Here is a 25,421-nt window from a genome sequence, read left to right as displayed (position 1 = left end):
GGGTTACTTGATCCGCTGCCCATTGGCGAGGATTTGCCCGTCGCGGGTAAATTCGAGCTTGGATTTCAGCGTATCGTCCTCACCCTCGGCCGGGACGGCGAACATGCCCATCATCATACGCGCACCCATCGCCATCTGCGCGGGCAGCAAGCCCGAGGACACCAGCGTATCAATCAAGGTGTTCCCGCCCACCAGCTTGAGGTCAACAGCGCCCGACGGCTTGAGCGCCGAGGGGTCGTTCTCGTCATGCTCGAACGTGACCGCGCCATTACCGGTCAGCTTGGCCCCCAGTGCATCCACGATCAGCGCATTCAGGTTCACGCTATCAAGCTGTGCTGGCACCTGTCCGGTCTCGGCCATTCTGGTCGCGGCCTCGGGGTCAAAGTAATCCATCAGCAGCCGCGCCTTGCCGGACACATCCAACGACAGGTTGGCCGGATCGCGGGGCAGGGTGCCTTGCGGGTTGATCATGCCCCAGACCATATCTGACATGGTGAACCCTTCGAGGTTCAGCCCAAGGGCCACATCCTGCGCATCGTCGGTCTTGAGCACCGGCGCGCTTAGGTTGAACGCTGCATTATCGAGGCCGAAGGACAGAAGGAATGGAAACTGCTGCGGCTGCACTGACAGCGCCATGCCCTGACGCGAACCGGCATAGCTCATGCCGTCGGCGCTGGTTTCCACCGTCAAACGCCCCCCTTCAGAGGCGACAGCGGCAGACATATTGCCATTCTCGGGATCTTCGATGTCGACCGTCATGGTGCTGTTGCCGCTGGTGAACGTGCCCGCGCCGGTCATGCCTGCCCGCAGCATGGCGGCCATATCACTGGCCTGCGCAATACCAAGCGGCAAGCGCCCGTCGCCGTCGAACGTCATATCCGTCGAGGTGCCGTTGATCGTCGCGATAGCGGGCTCTTTGGGGTCTTTGAAGCGCATGTCAAACGTCATCGACGCGATAGACCCGTCCTGCGCATAGGCGCGCATATCGTCCAGCACCGATTTAGAGGCGTATTCGACGTTGTTCAGCACCACATTCAGCGTGGCGTTGTCGGGGCCGAAGGTCTCGTCGCCCACTGTCATCTGATCCAGCGTCAAGCCTAGAAGACCGGCAGCATAGGCGCTGCTCAGGTCGGTCGGCGTCCCGCTCACGCGCATGTCCTGGCCAGTCTGGTTCACGGTCAGCGCTGCGCGCACGCGGTCTTCATCCGGGTCGGTCGGGGTGATTTCGAACACCAAGGGCATTGCGTCGGGCATGACCACCGACACGGTGCCATCGTCGTTTTGCACAAGGCTCAGCTGTTCAAGCGACATCGAGATTTGGCCCAGATCAGGCTCGCTCGTCAGATCAAAGCGGACATTGCTCACCGCGAGCGTATCCCCGGATACCTTTTCGGTGGCCGTCAGCGCATAGCCCATGCTTTGCATATGGTCCTGCCAGTCACGCCACACATCCTGCGGCGTCACATCCGCCAAAGCGCTGGACGAGGTGAAAAGAACTGAGAGGGCGGCACTGCCGAAGAGAGGGCGGATCATGAAAAATTCCTTTGTCGCAAATCGCGGGCGGCTATCCGGTGACAGCGCGGTTGCGCTAAAGGTAAGCGCCCGACGCCACCTTACAAGGCAAAGCGACCCGCGCCAATCTGCGATGTTCCGCCCGCGGGGGCGCTTTTGATTGGCGCTGGCGGATGTTGTTGCTAACGATGTCACCAAACGCCGTGTACGGCAGGCCCCGTGCGGGGCTTATTGATGACGAAGGGAATTATACGATGGATATGACAGGTAAAACCGTGATGATCACCGGTGCCAGCCGCGGGATCGGGGCCGAAGCGGCACGGGTTTTTGCAGACGCAGGGGCGAATGTCGTGCTGATGGCGCGGTCTCAGGACGCGATTGCCGATCTGGCGGGCGAAATCGGCAAGCAAGCCATCGCGATCCCCTGCAACGTGGCCCGTTTCGGTGAGATGTCCTCGGCGGTGGAAACGGTGCTGGGGGCCTTTGGCGGCGTCGATGTGTTGATCAACAACGCCGGTGTGATCGAACCGATCTCGCATCTTTCCGCGTCGGACCCTGACGAATGGTCGCAGGTCATCGATATCAACCTCAAGGGCGTCTACAACGGCATGCGCGCTGTCTTGCCCGTGATGAAAGACGCAGGCGGCGGGTCGATCCTGACCATCAGCTCGGGTGCCGCGCATCACGCCATTGAAGCCTGGAGCCACTATTGCGCGTCCAAAGCGGCGGTGAACATGATGGGCCGGTCGATCCACCTAGAGGAAGCCGCGAACGGGATCCGCGCCATCGGTCTGTCGCCGGGCACGGTCGCAACCCAGATGCAGCGCGAGATCAAGGCAAGCGGCATCAACCCCGTCAGTGAACTGGCATGGGAAGATCACATTCCCGCCGATTGGCCCGCGCGGGCCCTGTTGTGGATGTGCAGCGCCGAGGCCGACACATACTGTGGCGAGGAAATCTCGCTGCGCGACGAGGGCATCCGCAAAGCGATTGGTCTGGTATGATCGATTTCGACCGCGAAGGCCCTGTCTGGGTCGCGACGATCAACCGGCCGGACAAGGCGAATTCTCTCACCCACGAGATGCTGGTCGCCCTGGCCGAGTTCATGGAGGACGCCCAAGCCGCCCGCGCGGTGATCCTGACGGGTACTGGCAAAGTGTTCAGCGCCGGTGCCGATCTGGACGAGGCGCGCGCGGGGCTCGCTGTCTCTGACATATGGGAGAGGCTGTCGGGCGCGATTGCCGCGCTGCCGGGGCTGAGCATCTGCGCGCTGAACGGGACGCTGGCGGGGGGCGCTATGGGGATGGCGCTGGCCAGCGATCTGCGGATCTGCGTGCCCGGGGCCAAATTTTTCTATCCGGTGATGAAGCTGGGCTTCTTGCCGCAACCCAGCGACCCCGCACGTATGGCAGCCTTGATCGGCCCTGCGCGCAGCAAGCTTATTCTGATGGGCGGGCAGAAGATCACCGCCGAAGAGGCATTAACTTTCGGCTTGGTCGATCGTATTGTGCCAGCCGACGAGCTTATGCAAAGCGCACGCGATATCGTCGCCGATACCGTTGCCGCCACGCCCGAAATTGCCACTGGGATCAAAGCGATGTGCGCCCCGCCCGAAACCCCTGCCGAGATGCCCTAGGTCAAGCGGTTAGATGAACGGGACAAAGGGCACGCCGCAGCTTGCCAGCAGTGTAAGGCCCGAGATGATTAAAATGATGCGCATATTCTGCCCTTTTATTGGAATAAGCACGATCGTCGTGCATTTGGTTTAAGGTCAAGTTAATGGTGCCGCTGTAACTCACAGCTATATCCTTAACCCGAATGGAAGAGCACGTCATGACATCAGAAAATTTGCCCGCCCGCCGCGGGGTTGTCATCGGCGCGGGGCCTGCAGGGCTGATGGCGGCCGAAATGATGGCCGCGGCAGGCTTGGCGGTGACGGTCTGCGATCACAAGCCATCCGTCGGGCGCAAGCTGTTGATGGCGGGTAAATCGGGGCTGAATATCACCAAGGCCGAAGAACACGCCAAATTCCTGAACGCTTTTTCGACGGCGAAAGAACCGCTTGAACCCATTCTCAACAGTTTCGATGCTACGGCGGTGCAGGAATGGGCCAGGGGATTGGGGCAAACCCTATTCACCGGCTCTACCGGGCGGGTTTTCCCGACCGTGATGAAGGCGTCGCCGCTGCTGCGTGCGTGGCTGGCGCGGCTGGCCGATTCAGGCGTTGCGGTGAACACCCGTTGGCGTTGGACCGGATGGGAAGACGGCGCGCCGGTGTTCGATACGCCAGACGGCATGAAAGGCTTGCCGGCCGATGTCACTGTGCTGGCCATGGGGGGGGCAAGCTGGTCACGCTTGGGGTCCACCGGTGCCTGGGCTTTGCCGCTGCGCGACGCGGGCGTCGATATCGCGCCTTTTGCGCCTGCCAATGCAGGAATCGCGATGAACTGGTCGCCCCATATGGAGGCGCATTTCGGCGCGGCGCTGAAAGGGATCGGCTTGAAATCCGGCACCTACCGATCGCGGGGGGAGGCGGTGATTTCCGCCCGCGGATTGGAAGGCGGCGGGATCTACACCGTGTCGCGCGGGCTGCGTGAAGGGCATCCGCTGATGCTGGACCTGCTGCCGGATCAATCCCGCGAGGCGTTGGTCGAAAAGCTGGCTAAGCCACGTGGCAAGATGAGCGTGGCAAACTATCTGCGCAAAACGCTCAAACTGGACGTGGCCAAGATTGCGCTGCTTCAGGAAATGGCGCGCCCCTTGCCGGGGAACGCGACTGACTTGGCGAGGTTGCTTAAAGCGCTGCCGGTGAAACACGCAGGCCTGCGCCCGCTGGACGAGGCGATTTCAACCGCAGGCGGGGTAAAGCTTGATGCGCTGGATGACGGGTTGATGCTACACGCCCGCCCCGGCGTTTTCGTTGCAGGCGAAATGCTGGATTGGGAGGCCCCGACGGGCGGGTATCTGATCTCGGCCTGTCTTGCGACAGGCCGATGGGCCGGCCAACACGCTGCCGCTTGGGCGCAGCGGGATTAACCTTCGCGGGTGGCGGCGGCCTTGAACGCGGGGCGGTCACGCATGGACTTGGCCCAATTTCCCAGCTTGTCATCCACCCGCGCAAATCCCGCGCCGATGGACCAGTTGATGCAATGAGTCGCCAGCAAATCCGGTATGGTGAATTCCTCCCCCATCAGGAACGGTCCGTCCAACCGCTCTGACAGGATCGCCGCAGAGCGGGCGAATTCGGCTTTCAGGCTATCCTTGATCTCGGGGACGCGCTGTTCCTGCGGGAAGACAAAGCTGTGTTTCGCCGCAGCCCAAAGGATCGCATCCATTTCGTCGATCAGCCAGAAGGTCAGCGCATCCTGATGCGCTCGGGCCGCGGTGCCAGGGGGGGCGGTCAGCGCGCCGTGCTTGTCCGCCAGATACTGCATGATCGCGACAGAATCGGTCAGCACGTCGTCGCCGTCCACAAGTGCCGGAATTTTGCCGGACGGGTTGTATTGCTTGGCCTCGTCCGAACGTGGCGCACAGGGCAGGTGATCGTAGGGCTGGCCCAACTCCTCGAGCATCCACATCACCCGCATCGCCCGCGTTTTGGTTGCCCCGATTACCTTATACATCGACATTCCCTCCCAAGAATTAACCTGAATTTAGCGTTGTGCCCCCAGCATGGCGAGGCGGATAAAGGCGCGTTCGACCAGCGCCATCGTCGGCGCGTGTTGGCCTGCTGACCGAAGCGTCAGGTCGGTGTCTGTCAGCACGGTCAATGCGGTTTCTAGTTTGGCCGCGCCCCAGTTTTTGGCCTGACGCATGGCGCGATCACGGTCGCGCACGCCCCAGATCTGGCCGCCCGGATTGCTCGCGATGCGGTAAAGAGTGCGGAAATGACGTGTCGCCATGATGATCAGCGTCACGGCGTTTACCCCTTGGGCCTGCAGCTTGGCCATCACGGGGCCGATGTCGCCCGCGCGCGCCTCTGCCACGACGTGGAGAATGTCGTCGACCTCTGCCTCTGTCGAGGTGGGGGCGCAGTTGGCCACATCCTCTGCCGTGAGGGGGCCTGCGTCGCCGATCTTATAGAGCGTGATTTTATCGACCATTTGACGAAAATCGCCTGGATCAAGCACCCGCGCCAATTCACTAAGCGCCCCCATCGCATCCGCCTCGGGGCTGAGCTTTGCTTCGGCAAGCACGCGTTCAATCTCTGCCCGGTCGGGCGGATTGTCGTAGATCGGGGTGGCGAAAGCGTTCTTATGCGCCTCGAACGCCTTGAGCACCTTGGAGGTCTTTTTTAGATCCCCCGCCGACACGACGATCTGCGCGTCCCCCGGCTGCCAGTCGGCCAGTGCATCGGTCAGGATTTTGGCGATATTGTCGTTGGCGTCTTCCACAAAAGCCGCGCGCGGCCCCGGAAAGAAACCTACCGCCTTGATTGCGTCCAGCAACATGGGCGCATCCCGCCGCAGGTCAGCGGCCTGAATACGGGTCAGGCGCATTTCCTCTTCGGCATTGGGGCCCAGCAGGTTTTTCAGGAAACTCTGCCGTTTCAACGCGACGCGCATCGCATCGCCGCCATAAATCAGCAGCCCGGTCTTCGTCGGATCGGGCTTGGCGAAATAGGCATTCGCGTCGCGTGGGGGCAGCTTCATGGGGTCAGATCGGCCGCGTAAAGGCGGGTGACCAGCTGGTCGGCCAACATGACCATCAAGCGTTTTTGGGCATCACGTTCTGCCGCGAGCGTTGCAACAGTCGAACCGGTCGCGGAATAGCCAGTAAAGTTTTCGACATTTCCTGATACCTCGATCTGACCACTGCTGAGGTTGCGCAGGGCGAAATCGACCTTGCCGACCAGATTATACCGTGTGGTGTTGTCTTCGCTGTCGATCGCCAACCCCTCTTCCGAGGTATCGACGGTCAGGGCCAAAGCATATCGCGGGCTGGCGGCGCGGCCCAACCGCGTCTCGATCTCGCGCACGAGCGTGTAGGAATAGGCATCATTCGGCGCGTCGACCTGCACCGCGTTTTGCAGCGCCGTGCCAGTGCCGCCGGGGCCGTAAACGGGTTGAAACCCGCAGGCCGCCAGGACCAGCAGTGGCAATGCGATAAGAAAACGGCGGTTAAGCAACGACATTGACGATCCGTCCGGGCACAACGATGACCTTTTTAGGCGTGGCCCCATCAAGGGTACGAATGACAGCTTCGTGGCTCAGCGCGATCTTTTCAACCTCTTCCTTTGGCATATCGGCAGGTACCTGAATTTCCGCGCGGCGTTTGCCGTTGATCTGGATCGGCAGGGTCACCGTATCGTCGACCAGCATCGCCTCGTCTGCTTGCGGCCAGGTCGAGGTAGTGATCAGACCGTCGCCGCCTTGCGCGGTCCAGATTTCCTCTGCCAGGTGGGGCGTCATCGGGGCGATTAACTGGGCCAGCGTCATGATCGCTTCGCGCTGTGCGGCTTTGCCCGCCTTGGATTTCTGCAACGTCGCGGTAAAGGCATAAAGCTTGGCAATCGCGGCGTTGAAGCCAAAGGATTCCACACCCATCGTGACATCGTGGATGGTCTTGTGCATCGCGCGCAGCAGATCGTCGTCGCCGGTGCCTGCGGCGCTATCGTCCATCTCGGCGATGCGGCTGCTGATGTTCCACACGCGGTTTAGGTGCTTATACGCCGCCTCTGCCCCGGATGCGGTCCATTCGACATCGCGTTCGGGGGGCGAATCGGACAGGACGAACCAGCGGGCTGTATCCGCACCGTAGTTCGCGATGATCCCCAGCGGGTCGACCACGTTTTTCTTCGACTTCGACATCTTGGCCGAAGGGATGATTTCAACCTCTGTCCCATCGGCGAGTTTACCGTCGGTCACATCTTCGGGGAGGTGATAGACGGGGCGGTCATTTGCGTCGCGGGTCTGGTAAATCTCATGTGTTACCATGCCTTGCGTGAACAGCGCGTTAAACGGCTCAATCGCTTTTTCAGGCAGGTGGCCGGTGATCTGCATCGCGCGGGCGAAGAAGCGCGAATACAGCAGGTGCAGGATCGCGTGTTCGATGCCACCGATATATTGGTCCACATTCATCCAGTATTCCGCATCCGCCATATTGGTCGGCGTGTCAGCGCGTGGCGCGGTAAAGCGGGCGAAATACCAAGAGGAATCGACGAATGTGTCCATCGTATCGGTTTCGCGTTTCGCGGGCGCACCGCAAGACGGGCAGGCGCAGTCGCGCCATGTGGGGTGTCGGTCCAACGGATTGCCGGGCGTGTCAAAGCTGACGTCATAGGGCAGCTCGATCGGCAGGTTCTCTTTCTTTTCGGGCACCACGCCGCAGGTGTCGCAATGCACGACCGGGATCGGGCAGCCCCAGTAGCGTTGCCGGGACAGGCCCCAATCGCGCAGGCGGTATTTGGTCACGCCTTGGCCCACGCCCTGCGCTTCGCAGGCGTCGATGGCCGCAATGATCGCCTCTTCGCCGGTTTGCCATTTCTCGCCGGCAAAGCCGCCGTTGTAATACACTTTTTCGGATTTCGCCGGCACGAAGGGCGCGGCGAGCTTTGGGTCCGCGTCCTCGGACGGCAAGAAGGTCGACGTGATCGGCAGCCCGTATTTTGTGGCGAATTCAAAGTCCCGTGCGTCATGGGCGGGGCAGCCAAAGATCGCCCCCGTGCCGTAGTCCATCAGGATGAAGTTCGCGATATAGATGGGCAGTTCCCACGCGGTATCGAAGGGGTGGCGCACACGCAGGCCGGTATCCATCCCCAGCTTTTCGGCAGTCTCGATCGCTTCTTCGGTTGTGCCGCCCTTACGGCATTCGGCACAGAAGGCCGCGATTTCGGGGCTGTCTTTCTCGAGCAGTTTGGCCAGCGGATGATCGGGGGAAATGCCGACAAAGCTTGCGCCAAGCAGGGTGTCGGGGCGTGTGGTGTAGACTTCGATCCGGTCGAAACCTTCCGGCGCGTCGATGGTCGAGAACGCGAATTGCAGACCGCGCGATTTGCCTATCCAGTTCGCCTGCATCAGCTTGACCTTCGCGGGCCAGTTATCAAGCGTGTCCAACGCATCAAGCAGCTCTTCCGAGTGGTCGGAGATTTTAAAGAACCATTGCGTCAGCTCGCGACGTTCCACCAGCGCGCCGGAACGCCAGCCGCGCCCTGCCTCGACCTGTTCGTTGGCCAGAACGGTCATGTCGACCGGATCCCAGTTCACGATGGCGTTCTTGCGATAGACCAGCCCTTCCGACAGGAAATCGAGGAACAGCGCCTGCTGCTGGCCGTAATATTCGGGGTCGCAGGTAGCAAATTCGCGCGACCAGTCGATCGACAACCCCAGCGGTTTCATCTGGTCGCGCATGTCGGCGATGTTGCCATAGGTCCAGTCTTTGGGGTGACCGCCAATGGCCATCGCGGCGTTTTCAGCGGGCATCCCGAAGGCATCCCAGCCCATCGGGTGCAGCACGTTATGCCCCGTCGCGATTTTGTAGCGCGCGATCACGTCGCCCATCGTATAGTTCCGCACGTGCCCCATGTGGATGCGCCCCGACGGATAGGGAAACATCTCAAGCACGTAATACTTTGGCTTGTCGGCGTTGCGTACCGCTTGGAACACATCGTTCTTTTCCCAGGCGGCTTGCCAGCGGGCTTCGATTTCGGCGGGGGAGTAGGAGGGCATCTTGGCGGACCTTATCAACGAAAAACGCCGGGCGAGCGACTAGCGCGTGGCCCGGCGTGATAATGGGGAATAAACGGGTGCGGGCTTAGAATTTGGCGTCGGCAATGCGCATTTCACGCGCACGGCTCAGGATCGCGTCTTCGACCGCGCGAGAGGTTGCTTTGCTGACCGTGCGGCCACCACGGGTTTGCAGCGCGATGTTCAGCGACCGTGCATCAAGCGCGGGATCATCAATCAGGACCGTCGCGCGGTAGGACTGGCTGCCCCCCGGGGGGGTGCCATAGCCGGTCACGATCACGCCGGTATAGGGGTCGATGGATTGCACGGGCAGGAAGTTGAGAACTTCGAGCGACGCGGACCACAGGTATTTGTTGACCGACACGCTGGTGTCATTGTCTTTGCGGTTGAAGATCGCCCAAATGGTGTTGTCTGGGTTTGTCTCGACATAGTTGGGGTTCGTCGGAGACAGCCCGAGGTTCGGGTCGTTGTCGTTGGGCGGGCCGAAGTTCAGGCCACCGCATGCGCCAAGCGCTGAGACCACCACGAGGGCTAGTGTAGATTTGAATACCGAACTGCGCACCATCTCGACCGTCCTTTGCCTGTTTGCGCACAGGTCTATCCAAGCAGGGTTCTGTGGGCAAGCGCAATGTCAGTATATACTAGTGTACAGGGCACCTGTGCATCTGCGTTCTTGGTCCGTCCGTGCATTCTGCGGGGTTGCACAACTGTGACATAGCTGCATCACAGTTTTTTCCAATGATGCCAAGGCTTCCGCGATCCTTGCCAAAACTAGGGCAAACGCTGAAAACACCTCTCATACCTTTACCGGATTCCCCGGTATGGGCATATGAATTCAAACCGAGGGATAACTCATGAAAAAAGTTCTCTTCGCTACAACAGCTCTGGTTGCGACCGCTGGCGTTGCAGCTGCAGACGTTACATTCGGCGGCTACGGCCGTTTTGGTGTTCTGCACCAAGAAACAGCATCGGGCGACGATGAAACCAACGTAACAAGCCGTTTCCGTCTGCAGATCGACGCAACTGCTGAGTCCGACATGGGCGTTACATTCGGTGCACGTGCACGTATCCAGCAGAACAACTCCGACGACAACGTCTCGATCGACGATGGTCCTGACGAGATCGCGGGTAATGAAGACGATTTCCCCGTAGCTAGCGGTCCAGCTGGCACAGGTATTAACGGCGTTCGTTTCTTCGCACGCTCCGGTGGCTTCGAAGTTGGCGTTGGTAACATCTACGGCGCTCTGGAATCCATGCCTGGCATGTACGAAATCGATCTGGGCCTGACCGGTCTGTCGTATGAGTACACTGCATACAACTTCCGCGGCGACGCGTATTCCTCCGGTGGTAACGGCGCAGCCGGCTCCAACGGTGTTGAAGTTCTGTACTCCATGGGCGACCTGAAAGTACACATCTCTGCTTCCGACACAAACGACCGTGTTGCAGGCTACGTTGCGTACACATACAACGGCATCACATTTGCTGCCGCTGCTCAGGACTCCGACTCCGAGTCTGACACTGATTACGCTCTGTCCGTCGTAGGTAACGTTGGCCCTGCCAAAGTTTCCTTGGCATATGCTGACAATGGTGATGACAACGGTCTTACCGACGAAGACGGCAATGGCGACCACTACGCCCTGACCGCGTCCTTCGACATCGGCGCAGCGACAAATCTCGATGTTTACATCGCAGACGCTGACTATTTCGAAGAAACTTCCTACGGTATCGGCGCTCACCATGATCTGGGTGGCGGCGTGTCCCTGCGTGGCGGTATCATCAGCCGCGGCAACGACACAATCCGTGCCGACATGGGTGTTCGTTTCACTTTCTAAGTTGAACGATACAGTCTAAAAGAGGGGCAGGCCGTTGGTCTGCCCCTTTTCTTTTGCGCCAAGCTGTTGTTCTGTGCGCCCTCAACAACAAGGGCCGACTGACATGAGCTTGCACGACATCACATCCCGCATCGCCAAAGCCGAAACCGACGCAGGCCGCGCGCCGGGCAGCGTTGAGCTGATCGCCGTGAGCAAGGTGCAGCCGGACGCGCGCGTTGCGGCGGTGCTGTCGGAAGGTCACCGCTGTTTCGGCGAGAACCGCGTGCAGGAGGCCGAAGGCAAATGGCCCGCTTTCCGGCAGGAGTTTGACGGCGTAAAGCTGCATTTGATTGGCCCGCTTCAAAGCAACAAGGCACGTAGCGCGTTCGAATTATTTGACGTCATTCACACGCTTGACCGCCCCAAACTGGCGCAAACCTTTGCGCGGCTGGCGCAGGAAATGGGGCGCTGTCCTGAGATTTTCGTGCAGGTTAACACGGGCGAAGAGGATCAGAAGGCCGGTGTTCTTCCAGCGGATGCCGACGATTTTATCAAGGAATGTCTGTCACTTGATCTGCCCGTGTGCGGGCTGATGTGCATCCCGCCGGTCGATGAAGAAGCGGCGCTGCATTTCGCGCTGCTGGCCAAGATTGCGGCGCGCAACGGGGTGCGGGATCTGTCGATGGGGATGAGCAGCGATTTTGAAAAGGCCATCGCGCTTGGGGCGACCCATGTGCGCGTCGGCTCCGCCATCTTCGGGGAACGTACCGCAGGCTAGACGATCAACCTGCTGTACCGGGTCAGCCGCACGGCGATCTGGTGCAGATGCGCACGTGAAAAGGCGACGCAGCCTTCGGTGGGATACCCCGGACGACGCTGCTGGTGGATAAAGATCGCCGACCCGCGCCCTGCAACGGCATCGGGCCAGTTCCAATCTGTCAGGATCACCAGATCGTATAGGGGGTCGGCACGGCGCAGAACCTCGTGGCTGTGCGGGTAGGGGGCCTGCACAAGGCTGTTGTAGTCGCCCTGCGTGCCATCATCAGACCAAAGATCACGCGGGCCGATCGGCATCGCCCATGGCACAGGGGCGGGAATGCGGTCGGGACGGTAGAGCATGCCGACAATGCGGTGAATGCCCGCGGGCGTCGCCTTGTCGCCCTCGCGCTTATTGCGGGTGATACCGGTTTTGCCGATGGTGCAGGGGTAAAGTTGCCCCTGAAACCGGACGCCCCGCGGCGTAAGGACCAGATCGTCGGGTGTCACAGAAGGTGCCCGGATTTGGCGGCTTTTGTGGCAAGGTAGGCGTGGTTGTGGCTATTCTCGCCGACCTTGAGAGGGACGCGCTCTGCGACTTTGACGCCGCTTGCCTCCATCATCTCGACCTTGCGGGGGTTGTTGGTCAGCAGGCGCACCGACGAAAACCCCATTGATGTCAGGATGTCCGACCCCAATCGAAAATCCCGTTCATCGTCTTCAAAGCCCAGACGGTGGTTCGCCTCGACCGTGTCAAAGCCTTGATCCTGAAGGGAATAGGCGCGCATCTTGTTGGTCAGCCCGATGCCGCGCCCCTCTTGGTTGAGGTACAGCAACACGCCGTGCCCTTCCTTGCCCATCTGGGTCAGCGCGGCATGCAACTGCGGCCCGCAGTCGCATTTCAGACTGCCCATGATATCGCCGGTAAAGCAGGCCGAATGCAGCCGCGCGAGCACGGGTTTGCTGCGGTCGGGGCGGCCGATTTCGATGGCGTAGTGTTCCTCCCCGCCGTCGTCGGGGCGGAAGATATGCAGACGTCCGGCCTCTGACACCTCCATCGGGAGACGCGCATTGACCACCGGATGCAAGGGGCTGCGCGCGGCAAGGATCGGTTGTGCCGCGCTCAGGTTGATCATCGTCAGGCCGTTTCGCTGGGCGAACTGACCTGCATCCGCAAGGTCGAGTATCACCGCAGCGGGCAGCAGGCGCGCTGACTTGATCAGATCAATCGCCAAGCCGTGCGGCGTCGCATCGCCCCCACGTGCGCAGGCCAGCGGACCTTTCAGGGGGCTGCGCAGATCGTCCGCCGGATCCGCGATGGATTTCACCCATCGCAACGTGGCGTCCCGTGGCAGGAGGACGCGCGCAAAGCTGCCATCGTAGGCGCGCGCTTTCAGGGTTTCGGCGCGCCGGGCGCTGATCACTAACACCGGTTCGCCACCCATGGCCAGCAGCCCGGTCAACCGCGCGGGCGTCAGCGTTTCGGCAGCCATAACCAGAACCGGCCGCGATCCCGCAAGTACAATGGGAACGCCCAAACGCAGGTCCGCACGGGCGCGTGCCAGTTGCTCGGTTATATCGGGCCCAAAAACCATGATTTGAAATCTTTCATGTTATGTTGTCACATTTCTTACTGCAGAAACCGGCGGATTGAAACATTGCGCGACAATTTCGCACGGTCGTGTGATCAAACACCTGCTACTCTTGCACGCACGGCTTTGTGAACACATCTAAAGTAAAGTTGTAGAGGATGAGTTGATATGGCCCAGCTGAAGAAAATCTTGCTCGTAGATGATGACGACGACCTGCGCGACGCGCTGAGCGAGCAATTATTGCTGACCGAAGACTTTGATGTATTCGAAGCAGGCAATGGCGCAGACGCCAAAACCCGCGCCGCCGAAGCCTTGTATGATCTGGTCATTCTGGATGTTGGGCTGCCGGACATCGACGGGCGTGACCTGTGTCGCGACCTGCGTACCCAGGGCGTGAAAAGCCCGATTCTGATGCTGACGGGGCATGACAGTGACGCGGATACGATCATGGGTCTTGATGCGGGCGCGAATGATTACGTCACCAAACCGTTCAAATTTCCCGTTCTCTTGGCGCGCATCCGGGCACAGCTGCGCCAGCACGAACAATCCGAAGAGGCGATTTTCCAGCTTGGGCCCTATACGTTCAAGCCGTCGGCCAAGTTGCTGATCACCGAAGACGACAAGAAAATCAGGCTGACCGAAAAAGAGACGAATATTCTCAAGTTTCTATACCGTGCTGCCGCGGGCGTCGTCCCGCGCGACACGCTTTTGCACGAGGTCTGGGGCTATAACGCCGGTGTCACGACGCACACGTTGGAAACCCACATCTACCGTCTGCGCCAGAAGATCGAGCCTGATCCTTCGAACGCAAGAATTTTGCTAACTGAATCAGGTGGATACAGAATTATTTCATAATTTTGGAACCCAATCGGGCGCCACTGGTTATTCCTGCGAGAGACGGGGTTTTCATGACCCGTCGATCGGTTTGAACCCGAAGTTTGTATCCGGGAAATGATACATACCTCCCTGTTGGACTAGGCCGGGCCCTTGTGCCCGGTCTTTTTTTGTCCGCAGCCCGGAAGTCCCGGGAATTCGGCATGGTGGACGCTGCGCATTTCGCGGTAGGGTGCGCGCGATCTGACCCAAGGGAGCTGCCTCATGCCTTTCACGCTGGCCACATGGAATATCAACTCTGTCCGGTTGCGCGAACCGATTGTGCTCAAGCTGCTGGCTGAACATGGGCCAGATGTGCTGTGTTTGCAGGAATGCAAAAGCCCGGTCGACAAAATCCCCACCGCGGCCTTCATCGAAGCGGGCTACACCCACATGGTGGCGCGAGGGCAAAAAGGATACAATGGTGTGGCAATCCTGTCGCGTTTGCCCTTGGTGGATGCCGGTGATCAGGACTTTGCGACGCTGGGCCACGCGCGCCATGTCGCGGCAAAGCTCGAAAACGGGGTGACGGTGCATAACTTCTATGTGCCCGCTGGCGGCGACGTGCCCGACCGCGAGGTGAACGAGAAGTTTGGCCAGAAGCTCGATTATCTGGCGGACATGCGCGACTGGTTCCACGGCGACAAACCCGAGAAATCCATTCTGGTAGGCGACCTGAACATCGCACCGCGCGAGGATGACGTCTGGGATCACAAGAAGCTGCTCAAGGTGGTAAGCCACACACCGATAGAGGTCGAAAAGCTTGCCGAGACGCAGGACGCCGGTGGTTTTGTTGACGTAACGCGGCAGGATATCCCGCAAGGCAACCTGTACAGCTGGTGGTCTTACCGCGCCAAGGATTGGGATGCGGCAGACAAGGGCCGCCGGTTGGATCACGTCTGGGCAACGCCCGATATCTCGGGCGCGGCACATTCCAGCCGCGTGTTGCGCGACGCCCGTGGTTGGGAAAAGCCCAGCGACCACGCCCCGGTCTTTGCGACATTCGACCTTTGAAATAGACAGACGCGCCCTCATATAAAGGGCAACCCCAAGCGAGGATTTTGATATGATGGATTTGAACCTTTCCCCCGCCGGTGCCGGTGATGCCGATCTGATCAAAGACACGAGCGAAGCGACTTTCATGGCCGATGTTGTCGAGGCATCGCAAACGGTGCCGGTGATTGTCGATTTCTGGGCCCCGTGGTGCGGCCCGTGTAAGACCCTTGGCCCGATGCTTGAAGACGCGGTGCGCGCGGCCAAAGGCGCGGTCAAGATGGTCAAGATCAACGTTGACGAGGCCCAACAGATCGCAGGCCAGTTGCAGATCCAGTCGATCCCGACGGTTTATGCTTTCTTCAAGGGCCAGCCGGTTGACGGGTTTCAGGGGGCCCTGCCACAGTCCGAGATCAAGGCGTTCATCGACCGCGTGATCAAAGCGGGCGGCGGCTCTGCCCCCGGTGAAGAGCTGTCAGAGGCCGTGGCCGCCGCAGATGACATGCTGGCCGAAGGGGCGGCGCAGGACGCGCTGGACACTTTTGCCGCGATCCTGGGCGAAGACCCGAACCACGCCGGTGCTTATGGCGGGATGGTGCGTGCCTATATCGCGCTGGATCAGCTTGATCAGGCCGAAGCGCATCTGAACGGCGCACCCATCGAAATCTCGAAAGCGCCCGAGCTTGAGGCCGCGCATGCGCAGCTTCAACTGGCACGACAGGCAGCCGATGCGGGCCCTGTGGCAGAGCTTCAGGCGGCGGTGGATGCCAATCCTGATGACATGCAGGCACGTTTCGATCTGGCGCAGGCGCTGTATGCGCATGGCGACACGCAAGCCGCTGTGGACCAACTGCTGACGCTTTTCGGCAAGGATCGTGAATGGAATGACGGCGCCGCCAAGACGCAATTGTTTACCATTTTCGAGGCGTTGAAACCCAACGATCCGATTGCCCTGAATGGTCGTCGTAAACTTAGCTCTATGATATTTGCATAAGGCTGTGCGCGCCCTAGGTAAGCTTACATGATACAGCAATCGGACCTGCCAGACACAATCGCGATCTTCCCGTTGTCGGGCGCATTGCTGCTGCCGCGCTCGCGGTTGCCGCTGCATATCTTTGAACCGCGCTATCTGCAGATGATCGAAGACAGTCTGAAAACGTCGGGACGGCTGATCGGCATGGTGCAGCCCAATGTGGTGCCGGGGCGCGACGGTCCGGGGCTGCAAACCATCGGCTGCGCAGGGCGGATCACCCAGTTCTCCGAGACAGAGGACGGGCGCTATATGATCACCCTCGCGGGGATCTCGCGTTTTCGGGTGGTGAAAGAGGTCGATGGCTTCGCGCCCTACCGCCGTTGCGATGTCAACTGGGACGGGTTTGAACGCGATCTTGGCAAGGATGAACAGGACAGCAGTTTCGACCGCGATAATTTCCTGAACACGCTTGGCCGTTACTTCGACGCGCGAAACCTGTCGGCAGATTGGGATACGTTGCAAGAGGCCGACGATGAACTGTTGATCAATTCACTGTCGATGATGCTGGATCTTGATTGCGAAGACAAACAGGCCTTGCTCGAGGCACCATCCCTCTCTACCCGACGCGAGACGTTGCTGACGTTGATCGAATACACCCTGCGGGGTGGCCAAGAAGGGGAGATGATGAATTGAACGCCGAAGAGATACCATTCGACCGCCGCATGCTAGAGGCACTGATTTGCCCCCGCACGCAGATGCGCCTGACCTATGACGCCGACAAGCAAGAGCTGATCTCGGACGCGGCCGGTCTTGCCTATCCGATCCGCAACGGTATCCCCGTGATGCTGGTGGACGAAGCGCGGATTATCGACTGACACGGCGGGGGCGGATAGCGCCCTAAAGCGCCTTACCCTGCATCAGACGGGGCAGGGTGCCCGTCAGACCCGCCGCCTCGCGCATGAAACCGCGACGGGCATCGGGCAGGGCGTTAATTGCCGCCATCCCCACATCACGTGCAAGACGCAGCAGCGGGTTATCGTTGGAAAACAACCGGTTGAAGCTGTCCGTCGCCAATGCCAGCGCGGTGTTATCAAAGCGACGCCACAGCTGATATTGCTCAAGCACCGTGGTGCTGCCGACATCTTGCCCGCGCCGTTGCGCATCAGCGATCACCTCTGCCAGCGCGGCGACATCGCGCATGCCGGCGTTCAACCCCTGACCGGCAATCGGGTGCACCCCATGTGCGGCATCCCCCAGCAGCGCGACACGCGGTGCCACCATCGAATGCGCCAGCGACAGGCTCAGCGGGTAAGTGTACCGCGCACCGGCAAGGGAAATCTCGCCCAGAAAATCACCAAAGCGAGGGCGAAGCACGTCGAGGTATCCCTCATCCGGCAGCGCGTGGATATGCGCTGCGTTGGCGGCGGTCTCGCTCCAGACGATGGAGGACCGGTTTTCGGTCAGCGGCAGGATCGCCAGCGGACCGGGGGGCATAAAGAACTGATGCGCGACCCCGTGATGCGGCTTTTCATGGGCGATGGCGCAGACCAGCGCGGTTTGCGCATAATCCCAGCCGATGCGTTTGATCCCCGCCCGCGTAGCGGTGCCCGAGGCGCGACCATCCGCGCCGACAACCAGACGCGTGCGCAGGGTCTTGCCGCCTTCCAGTGTCAGGGTGACGCCCGCCGGGGCGGCCTCTTGCGCGATGACCGTTTCGCCGTCCAGCCGCGCGATGCGGGCCTCAGCGCTCACCGCCTCTGCCAAGGCGCGGCGCAGGTGGCGGTCCTCGACCATATGGCCCATCGGCCCTTCTTCGATCTCTGCGTGATCGAAATGCATGAAGAAAGGGGAGGGGCCTTCGCCCGCGCGCCCGTCCGTCACTTTGATCTCGAGCATCGGTTGCGCGTGGGATTTCACATTATCCCAGATGCCGAGCGCCCCGAGCATCCGTGTCGAGGTCAACGCCAGCGCATAGGATCGCCCGTCAAACGCCGCATCTTCCCGCGTGGCAGCGGGCAGCCTGTCGATCAACGTGACCCGCAGCCCGATCTGCGCCAAAGCCAAGGCAAGTGTCGGGCCATTCAGCCCACCACCGACGATTGCGATATCTGTATCAAAATCCATAGCTTTAGATATGGGCGTGCAGCAGGGATTGTCCATGCGCGCTGGCGTCGCTACCGTCCCTTTTCCAAAGCATTATTCGAGGAAGCAACATGCAAGAGTGGTTAACCATGACAGCCGCAGATCTGGGACGGGGCATCGGGGACGGCCAGATCGACCCTGTTGTGCTGTGCCAGACCTATCTTGACGCGATCGACGCCCACCCCCTGCGGGATCGCATCTATGCCCGCGTGACCGCCGAACGGGCCTTGGCCGAGGCCGGTGCCGCGCGGGATCGCGCGCGCGCGGGCCAGCGTTTGTCGCCACTGGACGGGGTGCCGATCAGCTGGAAAGACCTATTCGACACCGCCGGCATCGCGACAGAGGCGGGCAGCGCCCTGCTGAAAGACCGCGTGCCGGACCGCGACGCGCGCGTGTTGGCAAATGCCACCGCGATGGGGTTGGTCTGTCTGGGCAAGACCCATATGAGCGAGCTGGCGTTTTCGGGGCTCGGATATAACCCCAGCACCGCCACCCCCCCTTGCGTGAACGATGAAGGTGCCGTGTCGGGCGGTTCATCGTCCGGGGCTGCGGCTTCTGTCGCTTTCGGTCTGGCAGCGGCGGCGATCGGGTCGGATACTGGCGGATCGGTGCGGGTGCCTGCCGCGTGGAACGATCTTGTGGGGCTGAAAACCACCTCGGGCCGTGTGTCGCTTGAGGGGACCGTGCCGCTGGCGGCCAAGTTCGACACAGTGGGCCCGCTTTGCCGCTCGGTCGAGGATGCGAGCCTGTTGTTGGCGCTCACCGAAGGGTCCAGGCCGATGGACATGGGCAGCACCGACATCGAAGGGCGTCGCTTTGCGATCCTGCGCACGGTGGCATTCGACGATATTGAAGACGCCCCCGCGGCGGCTTTCGACGATGCCGTCGCGCGGCTAAAGGAAGCGGGGGCGGTGATCGAGGACATCGATTTCGACCCTATCAAAGAGGCGATGCCGCTGAGCGGGTGCCTTTACACCGCCGAAGCCTACGGCCTGTGGCGCGACGTGATCGAGGCGAACCCGGATGCGATGTACGGCGAAATCCTTGAAAGGTTCCGTCTGGGTAAATCCCACTCCGGCCCCGATTATGTGGCAGCCTGGGCCAAGATCGACCAGATCCGCGCGGCCTATGTGAAAGCTGTGGCGGGCTATGATGCGGTGCTGATCCCCACCGCACCGCTGCTACCCCCCAAGCTGGACCGGCTGGAAACCGAGCATGACTATTACGTCTCGGCCAACCTCATGACCCTGCGCAACACGCGTATCGGGAATCTTATGGGGCTGGCGGCGGTGACCCTGCCCACGGGCACCCCATCCTGCGGGATCATGCTGATGGGCCAGCCCTTTGGCGAAGAGCACCTGCTGCGCATTGCCGCAGCCGCCGAAGAGGCATTGGCCTAAATGACACAAACCTTGCCCTGCGTCCTGCAATGTCTGGACGCGGGGCAAGCCCTTGGGTACTCTGGAACAAACGGGGCGTGAATGATCCCGAACCCGAGGCAGTGAAATGATGTACCCCGAGCGGTTTTCGAACCTTCCGGCCCACGCGTGGCCGCGCCTGCGCGCATTGCTTGATGCGCATGAAGGCGGTGGCACGCCGATCCACATGACGATTGGCGAGCCGAAACATGCTTTTCCGGCATGGGTCACCGATGTGATCGCTGAAAATGCTGCCGGATTTAACAGCTACCCGGCCAACGACGGCACGCCCCGGTTACGCGGCGCGATTGCCGGATGGATCAAGCGGCGCTACGGTGTGGAGGTGGATGCAGACACGCAGGTGATGCCGCTGAACGGCACCCGCGAAGGGCTGTATAACGCCGTCATGGCCACCTGTCCCGAGACCAAGAATGGCCGCAAGCCTGCCATTCTGATGCCGAACCCGTTCTACCAGGTCTATATGATCGCCGCGATTTCCGGTGCCGCTGATCCGGTGATGGTGCCTGCCACGCGCGAAACAGGGCATCTGCCCGATTTTACCAGCCTGCCCGAAGATGTGCTGAACCGGACCACTGCGGCCTATATCTGCTCGCCCGCCAACCCGCAGGGGGCCGTGGCCACCCGTGCGTATTGGACCGATCTGATCGCGTTGGCAGAAAAATACGATTTCAAGATTTTCGCGGATGAATGCTATTCAGAGATCTACCGCGACACGCCGCCCGTCGGGGCGCTACAAGTGGCGCAAGAGGTCGGGGCCGATCCGGATCGTGTGGTGATTTTCCATTCGCTGTCGAAACGGTCGAACCTGCCCGGGCTGCGGTCCGGCTTTGTCGCGTCGGGTGCCAATACCATGCGCGAGATCAAGCAGCTGCGGAACTATGCCGGTGCACCGCTGCCGTTACCGTTGCAAGCGGCGTCGGCTGCGGTCTGGGACGACGAAGCCCATGTGGCCGAGAACCGCGCGCTTTACATCGAGAAATACGAGATCGCCGACCGTATTCTCGGCAACGTCCCCGGGTACCAGAGCCCCGAGGCAGGGTTCTTTTTGTGGCTGCCGGTGGAAGATGACGAAGCTGCGGCGCTGAAACTCTGGCGTGAAACCGGCGTGCGGGTGCTGCCGGGCGGCTATCTGGCGCAAAGCGTGAACGGCGAAAACCCCGGGAAACACTATATTCGGGTGGCGATGGTCGCCCCAAAAGAAGAGACAACGCGCGGGATCGAAGCGATCCGCCGCTGTCTCTATCCAGAATAAGACGAGGGATCAGAGCAATGGCATATCAGACACGTGGGCGCGACCCTTTGCTAGACACCAACATGGCCGAAGCGATCGAAAAACGCGGCAAGGAACTGCTGGGCCTCGGGCTTATCGCCCTAGGCCTTATGGCCGCCATGATGATCGGCAGCTACACCCCTGACGATCCCAACTTTATGGTGTCCACCGATGCGCCGGTGCAGAACTGGCTGGGGCGCATGGGCGCGTCGTTGGCCGCGCCTTTGTTCATGATCGTGGGCTGGGGCGCGTGGTCTGTCGCGGCAATCCTGCTGGCCTGGGGCGCACGCTTTGCCCTGCACCGCGGCGAGGAGCGCGCCGTAGGCCGTTTGATCTTTGCCCCGATTGCCGTCGCCTTGTGTTCGATCTACGGGGCAACGCTGACGCCGGATGCGGCTTGGCTGCAAACCCATAGCTTTGGTCTGGGCGGGCTTTTTGGCGACACGGTCATGGGCGTGATCCTGACCGTCCTGCCGATCGGGTCGACCTTTACGATTAAGCTGATGTCGCTGTTGATGGGCGTGGCGATCCTTGCCTTTGGTGCCTTTGTTGTCGGCTTCACCCGACTTGAACTGCAACGTTTGTTCCGCTTCATGCTGGTCGGGCTGATCATGGCTTATGCCGGATTGATGACCCTTCTGGGGCGTGGTGCATCGGGGGCGGTTGCGGCCGCGCAGGGCATTCAGGCCCGCCAGCTTGAACGCCGCGAACGCAACCGGATCGAGGCCGAGGAGAACGCGCAATTCGCGGCCAGCCAAGGATACTATGACGACGAACTGGCCTATAGCGACGCGCCTGCACCTGCGCCAAAAACCGGCCTCCTGTCGAAAATGCCGACGCTGGTCAAACGCGCCGACCCGCTGCCCGAACCTGAATTGGTCGAGACATGGGCTGAACCCCAACTGGACGAGGCCCCCAGCAGCGACCGTATCAAATCCAAGATCGCCGATGTGATCAAAAGCCGCGTGCGCACTGGCGGGGCTGTGCATACGGCCACCACCGCCCCCTTGACCCGTGGTCGCGGCCGCGGCCCTGATCCGCTGCTGCTGGATACCACCGCCCGTGGTGCCCGCCGCGAAGAGCCGCCATTGACCGGTGCGCCGGCCCCCTCCCCTACTCGGGCGGAGCCTCCTTTAACCGCAAGCCGTGCGCCTTTGGTCGCGGAGCGCCCCGTGCTTGAACTAACCCCCTCCGAACCGGATCACGACGCGGATATGGCGGTTCTGGATGATGAACCGATGACCGACAGCCACCTGCCACTGCAAGAGGCAGAGCGGGAACCGGCCATGCAGATCCCCGTGGCTCAGCCGCGCAAGGTGGTGCAGCCGCAGATGCGCAAGCCGGTGCAGCCCAGCAAACAGGCTCAGGCCGAGGCACAGCCTGCGTTAACCTTTGAAGACACGCACCCCGGATTTGAACTGCCGCCGCTGAACCTGCTGGAAAGCCCGGATAATGTAGAACGCCTGCACCTGAGCGACGACGCGCTGGAAGAGAACGCGCGCATGCTGGAAAACGTGCTGGACGACTATGGCGTGAAGGGTGAAATCGTCGCCGTCCGTCCGGGCCCCGTTGTCACCATGTACGAGCTGGAACCGGCACCGGGCCTCAAGGCGAGCCGTGTGATCGGACTGGCGGACGATATCGCGCGCTCCATGGCGGCATTGTCGGCGCGTGTGTCTACCGTGCCGGGGCGCAGCGTGATCGGCATCGAACTACCTAACGAGAACCGCGAGAAAGTTGTGCTGCGCGAAATCCTCGCCGCGCGTGATTTCGGCGACAGCACCATGCGCCTGCCGCTGGCCTTGGGCAAAGACATTGGCGGTGATCCTGTGGTCGCGAACCTTGCCAAGATGCCTCACCTGCTGATCGCGGGGACCACCGGTTCGGGTAAATCCGTTGCGATCAACACAATGATCCTGTCGCTGCTCTACAAGCTGACGCCGGAAGAATGCCGGATGATCATGATCGACCCCAAGATGCTGGAGCTGTCGGTCTATGACGGCATCCCGCATCTGCTGTCCCCCGTTGTGACCGACCCGAAAAAGGCCGTTGTCGCGCTGAAGTGGACCGTGGGCGAGATGGAAGAGCGCTATCGCAAGATGTCCAAGATGGGCGTGCGCAACATCGAAGGCTATAACGGTCGCGTCCGCGAGGCCCTGGCCAAGGGAGAGATGTTCAGCCGCACCGTCCAGACCGGCTTTGACGAGGATACGGGCGAGCCGATCTTCGAGACGGATGAATTCAAGCCCGAAGCGCTGCCCTATATCGTCGTGATCGTGGACGAGATGGCCGACCTGATGATGGTCGCAGGCAAAGAGATCGAAGCCTGCATCCAGCGTCTGGCACAGATGGCGCGGGCCTCGGGTATTCACCTGATCATGGCGACACAGCGTCCTTCGGTCGATGTCATCACCGGCACGATCAAGGCGAACTTCCCGACGCGGATTTCCTTCCAGGTGACCTCCAAGATCGACAGCCGCACGATCCTGGGCGAGATGGGGGCCGAACAGCTCCTTGGCATGGGTGACATGCTCTATATGGCGGGCGGGTCCAAGATCGTGCGCTGCCACGGTCCCTTTGTCAGCGACGAAGAGGTCGAAGAGATCGTGAACCACCTCAAGGCCTATGGTGAACCTGATTATGTGTCGGGTGTGGTCGAAGGGCCATCCGATGACCAAGAGGGGAACATCGACGCGGTTCTGGGTCTGGGCGGCAATACCGACAGCGAAGACGCGCAATATGACACGGCCGTTGCGATCGTGGCAAAAGACCGCAAATGTTCGACATCCTACATCCAGCGGAAACTGGGCATCGGCTATAACAAAGCCGCGCGTCTGGTTGAACAGATGGAGGACGCGGGCCTTGTTTCGCCTGCCAACCACGTGGGCAAGCGCGAGATCCTGATACCAGAGCAGGGGTAGCGCGCAAAATTAATCGGAACGTCATTGCGACGCCGGGGGTTGGCTTGGGAACAGGCCAGCCCCTTTTGCATTTCGGGCGTGTTAGGCGATATCCTGCTGCGTGATATCGTATATCATGACGCGAAGCCCTATGTCGAAGGCAAGGCACTGGAATAAGAATAGGAAGACTATGATGCGTTTTGTTACCACCACCGTTCTGGCCATTGGTCTGGGGTTGGCAGCTGTGATGCCCGCCGCCGCCGACAAACTGCCGCTGAACGCGATTTCCGGCTATCTTAACGATCTGAAAACCGCCAAGGGCGAATTTACCCAGATCAACGACGACGGCTCGATCAGCACCGGCACGATCTACATCAAACGTCCGGGCAAAGTGCGCTTTGAATACAACGCACCGGATTCGGGGATTGTCGTGGCGGGCAGCAATACGGTTGTGATCTACGACAAGAAATCCAACCAACCGGCAGAGACATACCCGCTGTCCAAAACGCCGCTGTCGATCATTCTGGCCGCGAATGTGAACCTGGGGCAGGCCAAGATGGTGACGGGGCATAACTATGACGGCACCGCGACCACCGTGCGCGCCCAAGACCCCGCGCATCCTGAATATGGCAATATCGAGCTGAAGTTCACCGGCAACCCGGTCGAGCTGCGCCAGTGGATCATCAACGACGGCAACGGCACCAAGACCACCGTGGTTCTGGGCGACCTGCAGAAGGGCGGCAGCCTGCCCAACAAACTGTTTGACGTCGGCAGCCCCGGGCAAGTGAACCGCTAAGGTAAAAGGGCCCCGAACATACGTTCGGGGCCCTTTCTTTATCCGGTGTGGGTCAGCTTACCAACGTGACAGGCGACACCCTGCAATCTGCTGCTGATACATATCGGAGCGCGCACGCACCTTGCGGGCCACGGCGACCAGCCAGGGTTTCGAATTATAGCTTTGGCGCGCATAGCCTGTGTTGCCTTCGTGATAGGCCAGATACTGGTTTTCCGCGTCATGCAGGGGGATGCCGTTCTTGTCGCGGCTCTTGTTCATGTACCACCCCATGAAATCCGACGCGTCGTTGATCCGGTCGCGCTTGGCGCGGAAACCGCCAGCTTCGGCCAGATATTCATCCCATGTCGCATCAAGCGCCTGGCTGTAGCCAAAGGCGCTGGACTGGCGGCCCATGGGGATCACGCCGATGACATAGCGGAACGGCGTACGGGCGTCCGCGATGAATTTGCTTTCCTGATGGATCGTCGCCATTTGCACATGGACAGGCACGCCCCAACGGCGTTCAGCTGCACGGAATGCGCGGTAATATTCTGGGCGCTCTTTGAGAATCGCACATGCGTTATCAAGGTCTCGTGGGGCACTGGTCGGACCGCCACTACATGATGCCAAAAGCACAGCAATTATCAGGGCGCAAAAGGTTCTGCTCATCGGCCTCTCGCTTTTATCGTGTTTTTATTAC

24 protein-coding genes are annotated in these 25,421 nt (G+C 60.7%); 14 read left to right on the top strand and 10 right to left on the bottom strand.

The window, feature by feature from the left end:
* Positions 1-3 precede the first annotated feature (3 nt).
* Entirely contained in the window at positions 4-1,533 is a 1,530-nt protein-coding gene (locus tag AADW22_RS00780; RefSeq protein ID WP_243250816.1) for a DUF2125 domain-containing protein, read from the bottom strand.
* A gap of 233 nt (positions 1,534-1,766) precedes the next feature.
* Between AADW22_RS00780 and AADW22_RS00775 the strand changes: the two genes are divergently transcribed.
* From AADW22_RS00775 to AADW22_RS00765, 3 genes are all read left to right on the top strand, one after another.
* Positions 1,767-2,516 (top strand): SDR family oxidoreductase, encoded by a 750-nt coding sequence (locus tag AADW22_RS00775; protein ID WP_005850387.1) that lies wholly within the window; start codon positions 1,767-1,769, stop codon positions 2,514-2,516.
* Entirely contained in the window at positions 2,513-3,148 is a 636-nt protein-coding gene (locus AADW22_RS00770; RefSeq protein WP_288960590.1) for an enoyl-CoA hydratase/isomerase family protein, read from the top strand. Before AADW22_RS00775 ends, AADW22_RS00770 begins: the two co-directional genes overlap by 4 nt.
* A 197-nt stretch (positions 3,149-3,345) precedes the next feature.
* Positions 3,346-4,548 carry a TIGR03862 family flavoprotein gene (locus AADW22_RS00765; RefSeq protein WP_407474045.1) on the top strand — a complete coding sequence of 401 codons (1,203 nt, stop codon included), beginning with the start codon at positions 3,346-3,348 and terminating at the stop codon, positions 4,546-4,548.
* Here AADW22_RS00765 and AADW22_RS00760 read toward each other — a convergent pair.
* From AADW22_RS00760 to AADW22_RS00740, 5 genes are all read right to left on the bottom strand, one after another.
* Entirely contained in the window at positions 4,545-5,135 is a 591-nt protein-coding gene (locus AADW22_RS00760; RefSeq protein WP_180828392.1) for a glutathione S-transferase family protein, read from the bottom strand. The genes AADW22_RS00765 and AADW22_RS00760 overlap by 4 nt on opposite strands.
* A 30-nt stretch (positions 5,136-5,165) precedes the next feature.
* Positions 5,166-6,164, bottom strand: a complete 999-nt coding sequence (gene holA, locus AADW22_RS00755) for a DNA polymerase III subunit delta (protein ID WP_037942697.1) — start codon at positions 6,162-6,164, stop codon at positions 5,166-5,168.
* Positions 6,161-6,646 carry an LPS assembly lipoprotein LptE gene (gene lptE, locus AADW22_RS00750; protein WP_009825516.1) on the bottom strand — a complete coding sequence of 162 codons (486 nt, stop codon included), beginning with the start codon at positions 6,644-6,646 and terminating at the stop codon, positions 6,161-6,163. Before lptE ends, holA begins: the two co-directional genes overlap by 4 nt.
* A complete protein-coding gene (gene leuS, locus AADW22_RS00745) occupies positions 6,633-9,179 on the bottom strand; it encodes a leucine--tRNA ligase (RefSeq protein WP_407474044.1) in 2,547 nt (848 codons plus the stop codon). Before leuS ends, lptE begins: the two co-directional genes overlap by 14 nt.
* Before the next feature lie 85 nt (positions 9,180-9,264).
* On the bottom strand, positions 9,265-9,762 hold the full coding sequence (locus tag AADW22_RS00740) for a DUF3576 domain-containing protein (RefSeq protein WP_005850370.1): 498 nt from the start codon (positions 9,760-9,762) through the stop codon (positions 9,265-9,267).
* Positions 9,763-10,051: 289 nt separating this feature from the next.
* On the opposite strand from AADW22_RS00740, the gene AADW22_RS00735 reads away from it, so the two are divergent.
* A complete protein-coding gene (locus AADW22_RS00735; RefSeq protein ID WP_407474043.1) occupies positions 10,052-11,029 on the top strand; it encodes a porin in 978 nt (325 codons plus the stop codon).
* Positions 11,030-11,132: 103 nt separating this feature from the next.
* Complete coding sequence (locus AADW22_RS00730) at positions 11,133-11,786, top strand: YggS family pyridoxal phosphate-dependent enzyme (protein ID WP_407474042.1); 654 nt, start codon at positions 11,133-11,135, stop codon at positions 11,784-11,786.
* Here the strand turns inward: AADW22_RS00730 and AADW22_RS00725 are convergent.
* Together AADW22_RS00725 and ribA are read right to left on the bottom strand one after the other, a co-directional pair.
* On the bottom strand, positions 11,783-12,274 hold the full coding sequence (locus AADW22_RS00725) for a L,D-transpeptidase (RefSeq protein ID WP_289084613.1): 492 nt from the start codon (positions 12,272-12,274) through the stop codon (positions 11,783-11,785). The two genes, AADW22_RS00730 and AADW22_RS00725, sit on opposite strands and share 4 nt — an antisense overlap.
* Positions 12,271-13,359 carry a GTP cyclohydrolase II gene (gene ribA, locus AADW22_RS00720; protein ID WP_407474041.1) on the bottom strand — a complete coding sequence of 363 codons (1,089 nt, stop codon included), beginning with the start codon at positions 13,357-13,359 and terminating at the stop codon, positions 12,271-12,273. The genes AADW22_RS00725 and ribA overlap by 4 nt, the downstream gene beginning before the upstream one ends.
* A gap of 165 nt (positions 13,360-13,524) precedes the next feature.
* Here ribA and AADW22_RS00715 point away from each other — a divergent pair, with 165 nt between their 5' ends.
* The 5 genes from AADW22_RS00715 (at position 13,525) to AADW22_RS00695 (ending at position 17,070) form a co-directional block, all read left to right on the top strand.
* The gene (locus AADW22_RS00715; RefSeq protein WP_005850360.1) at positions 13,525-14,211 is read left to right on the top strand and encodes a response regulator transcription factor; all 687 of its coding nucleotides are present in this window, start codon (positions 13,525-13,527) and stop codon (positions 14,209-14,211) included.
* A 243-nt stretch (positions 14,212-14,454) separates the two neighbouring features.
* On the top strand, positions 14,455-15,243 hold the full coding sequence (locus tag AADW22_RS00710; RefSeq protein WP_009825509.1) for an exodeoxyribonuclease III: 789 nt from the start codon (positions 14,455-14,457) through the stop codon (positions 15,241-15,243).
* Between the two features lie 52 nt (positions 15,244-15,295).
* Positions 15,296-16,216, top strand: coding sequence for a thioredoxin (trxA, locus tag AADW22_RS00705; RefSeq protein WP_278374948.1), 921 nt, complete (start codon positions 15,296-15,298; stop codon positions 16,214-16,216).
* Positions 16,217-16,243: 27 nt separating this feature from the next.
* Positions 16,244-16,888, top strand: a complete 645-nt coding sequence (locus AADW22_RS00700) for an LON peptidase substrate-binding domain-containing protein (RefSeq protein ID WP_407474040.1) — start codon at positions 16,244-16,246, stop codon at positions 16,886-16,888.
* Between the two features lie 29 nt (positions 16,889-16,917).
* Positions 16,918-17,070: a Trm112 family protein gene (locus AADW22_RS00695; protein WP_386170634.1), complete on the top strand. Its 153-nt coding sequence runs from the start codon at positions 16,918-16,920 to the stop codon at positions 17,068-17,070.
* Positions 17,071-17,092: 22 nt separating this feature from the next.
* Here AADW22_RS00695 and AADW22_RS00690 read toward each other — a convergent pair whose 3' ends face one another.
* Complete coding sequence (locus AADW22_RS00690) at positions 17,093-18,319, bottom strand: UbiH/UbiF/VisC/COQ6 family ubiquinone biosynthesis hydroxylase (protein WP_407474039.1); 1,227 nt, start codon at positions 18,317-18,319, stop codon at positions 17,093-17,095.
* Between the two features lie 89 nt (positions 18,320-18,408).
* Between AADW22_RS00690 and AADW22_RS00685 the strand changes: the two genes are divergently transcribed.
* From AADW22_RS00685 to AADW22_RS00670, 4 genes are all read left to right on the top strand, one after another.
* Complete coding sequence (locus tag AADW22_RS00685; RefSeq protein WP_407474038.1) at positions 18,409-19,737, top strand: amidase; 1,329 nt, start codon at positions 18,409-18,411, stop codon at positions 19,735-19,737.
* Positions 19,738-19,846: 109 nt separating this feature from the next.
* Positions 19,847-21,028, top strand: a complete 1,182-nt coding sequence (locus AADW22_RS00680) for an aminotransferase class I/II-fold pyridoxal phosphate-dependent enzyme (protein ID WP_407474563.1) — start codon at positions 19,847-19,849, stop codon at positions 21,026-21,028.
* 17 nt (positions 21,029-21,045) lie between these two features.
* Entirely contained in the window at positions 21,046-23,967 is a 2,922-nt protein-coding gene (locus tag AADW22_RS00675) for a DNA translocase FtsK 4TM domain-containing protein (protein WP_407474037.1), read from the top strand.
* 172 nt (positions 23,968-24,139) lie between these two features.
* The gene (locus tag AADW22_RS00670) at positions 24,140-24,742 is read left to right on the top strand and encodes an outer membrane lipoprotein carrier protein LolA (protein WP_005850339.1); all 603 of its coding nucleotides are present in this window, start codon (positions 24,140-24,142) and stop codon (positions 24,740-24,742) included.
* 57 nt (positions 24,743-24,799) lie between these two features.
* On the opposite strand, the gene AADW22_RS00665 is transcribed toward AADW22_RS00670, so the two are convergent.
* Positions 24,800-25,390, bottom strand: coding sequence for a lytic transglycosylase (locus tag AADW22_RS00665; RefSeq protein WP_174226590.1), 591 nt, complete (start codon positions 25,388-25,390; stop codon positions 24,800-24,802).
* Between the last annotated feature and the right edge of the window lie 31 nt (positions 25,391-25,421).

Origin of the sequence: Sulfitobacter sp. PM12, assembly GCF_045586035.1 — a bacterium.
GTDB lineage: Bacteria > Pseudomonadota > Alphaproteobacteria > Rhodobacterales > Rhodobacteraceae > Sulfitobacter > Sulfitobacter pontiacus.
The sequence above is the reverse complement of the archived record's forward strand: the minus strand, read 5'-3'. Positions and strand labels throughout refer to the sequence as shown.

Bases quoted from the DNA above. Each gene is read 5' to 3' on its own strand.
- AADW22_RS00780 (WP_243250816.1), bottom strand. From the start codon at position 1,533: ATGATCCGCCCTCTCTTCGGCAGTGCCGCCCTCTCAGTTCTTTTCACC.
- AADW22_RS00775 (WP_005850387.1), top strand. From the start codon at position 1,767: ATGGATATGACAGGTAAAACCGTGATGATCACCGGTGCCAGCCGCGGG.
- AADW22_RS00770 (WP_288960590.1), top strand. From the start codon at position 2,513: ATGATCGATTTCGACCGCGAAGGCCCTGTCTGGGTCGCGACGATCAAC.
- AADW22_RS00765 (WP_407474045.1), top strand. From the start codon at position 3,346: ATGACATCAGAAAATTTGCCCGCCCGCCGCGGGGTTGTCATCGGCGCG.
- AADW22_RS00760 (WP_180828392.1), bottom strand. From the start codon at position 5,135: ATGTATAAGGTAATCGGGGCAACCAAAACGCGGGCGATGCGGGTGATG.
- holA (WP_037942697.1), bottom strand. From the start codon at position 6,164: ATGAAGCTGCCCCCACGCGACGCGAATGCCTATTTCGCCAAGCCCGAT.
- lptE (WP_009825516.1), bottom strand. From the start codon at position 6,646: ATGTCGTTGCTTAACCGCCGTTTTCTTATCGCATTGCCACTGCTGGTC.
- leuS (WP_407474044.1), bottom strand. From the start codon at position 9,179: ATGCCCTCCTACTCCCCCGCCGAAATCGAAGCCCGCTGGCAAGCCGCC.
- AADW22_RS00740 (WP_005850370.1), bottom strand. From the start codon at position 9,762: ATGGTGCGCAGTTCGGTATTCAAATCTACACTAGCCCTCGTGGTGGTC.
- AADW22_RS00735 (WP_407474043.1), top strand. From the start codon at position 10,052: ATGAAAAAAGTTCTCTTCGCTACAACAGCTCTGGTTGCGACCGCTGGC.
- AADW22_RS00730 (WP_407474042.1), top strand. From the start codon at position 11,133: ATGAGCTTGCACGACATCACATCCCGCATCGCCAAAGCCGAAACCGAC.
- ribA (WP_407474041.1), bottom strand. From the start codon at position 13,359: ATGGTTTTTGGGCCCGATATAACCGAGCAACTGGCACGCGCCCGTGCG.
- AADW22_RS00715 (WP_005850360.1), top strand. From the start codon at position 13,525: ATGGCCCAGCTGAAGAAAATCTTGCTCGTAGATGATGACGACGACCTG.
- AADW22_RS00710 (WP_009825509.1), top strand. From the start codon at position 14,455: ATGCCTTTCACGCTGGCCACATGGAATATCAACTCTGTCCGGTTGCGC.
- trxA (WP_278374948.1), top strand. From the start codon at position 15,296: ATGATGGATTTGAACCTTTCCCCCGCCGGTGCCGGTGATGCCGATCTG.
- AADW22_RS00700 (WP_407474040.1), top strand. From the start codon at position 16,244: ATGATACAGCAATCGGACCTGCCAGACACAATCGCGATCTTCCCGTTG.
- AADW22_RS00695 (WP_386170634.1), top strand. From the start codon at position 16,918: ATGCTAGAGGCACTGATTTGCCCCCGCACGCAGATGCGCCTGACCTAT.
- AADW22_RS00690 (WP_407474039.1), bottom strand. From the start codon at position 18,319: ATGGATTTTGATACAGATATCGCAATCGTCGGTGGTGGGCTGAATGGC.
- AADW22_RS00685 (WP_407474038.1), top strand. From the start codon at position 18,409: ATGCAAGAGTGGTTAACCATGACAGCCGCAGATCTGGGACGGGGCATC.
- AADW22_RS00680 (WP_407474563.1), top strand. From the start codon at position 19,847: ATGTACCCCGAGCGGTTTTCGAACCTTCCGGCCCACGCGTGGCCGCGC.
- AADW22_RS00675 (WP_407474037.1), top strand. From the start codon at position 21,046: ATGGCATATCAGACACGTGGGCGCGACCCTTTGCTAGACACCAACATG.
- AADW22_RS00670 (WP_005850339.1), top strand. From the start codon at position 24,140: ATGCGTTTTGTTACCACCACCGTTCTGGCCATTGGTCTGGGGTTGGCA.
- AADW22_RS00665 (WP_174226590.1), bottom strand. From the start codon at position 25,390: ATGAGCAGAACCTTTTGCGCCCTGATAATTGCTGTGCTTTTGGCATCA.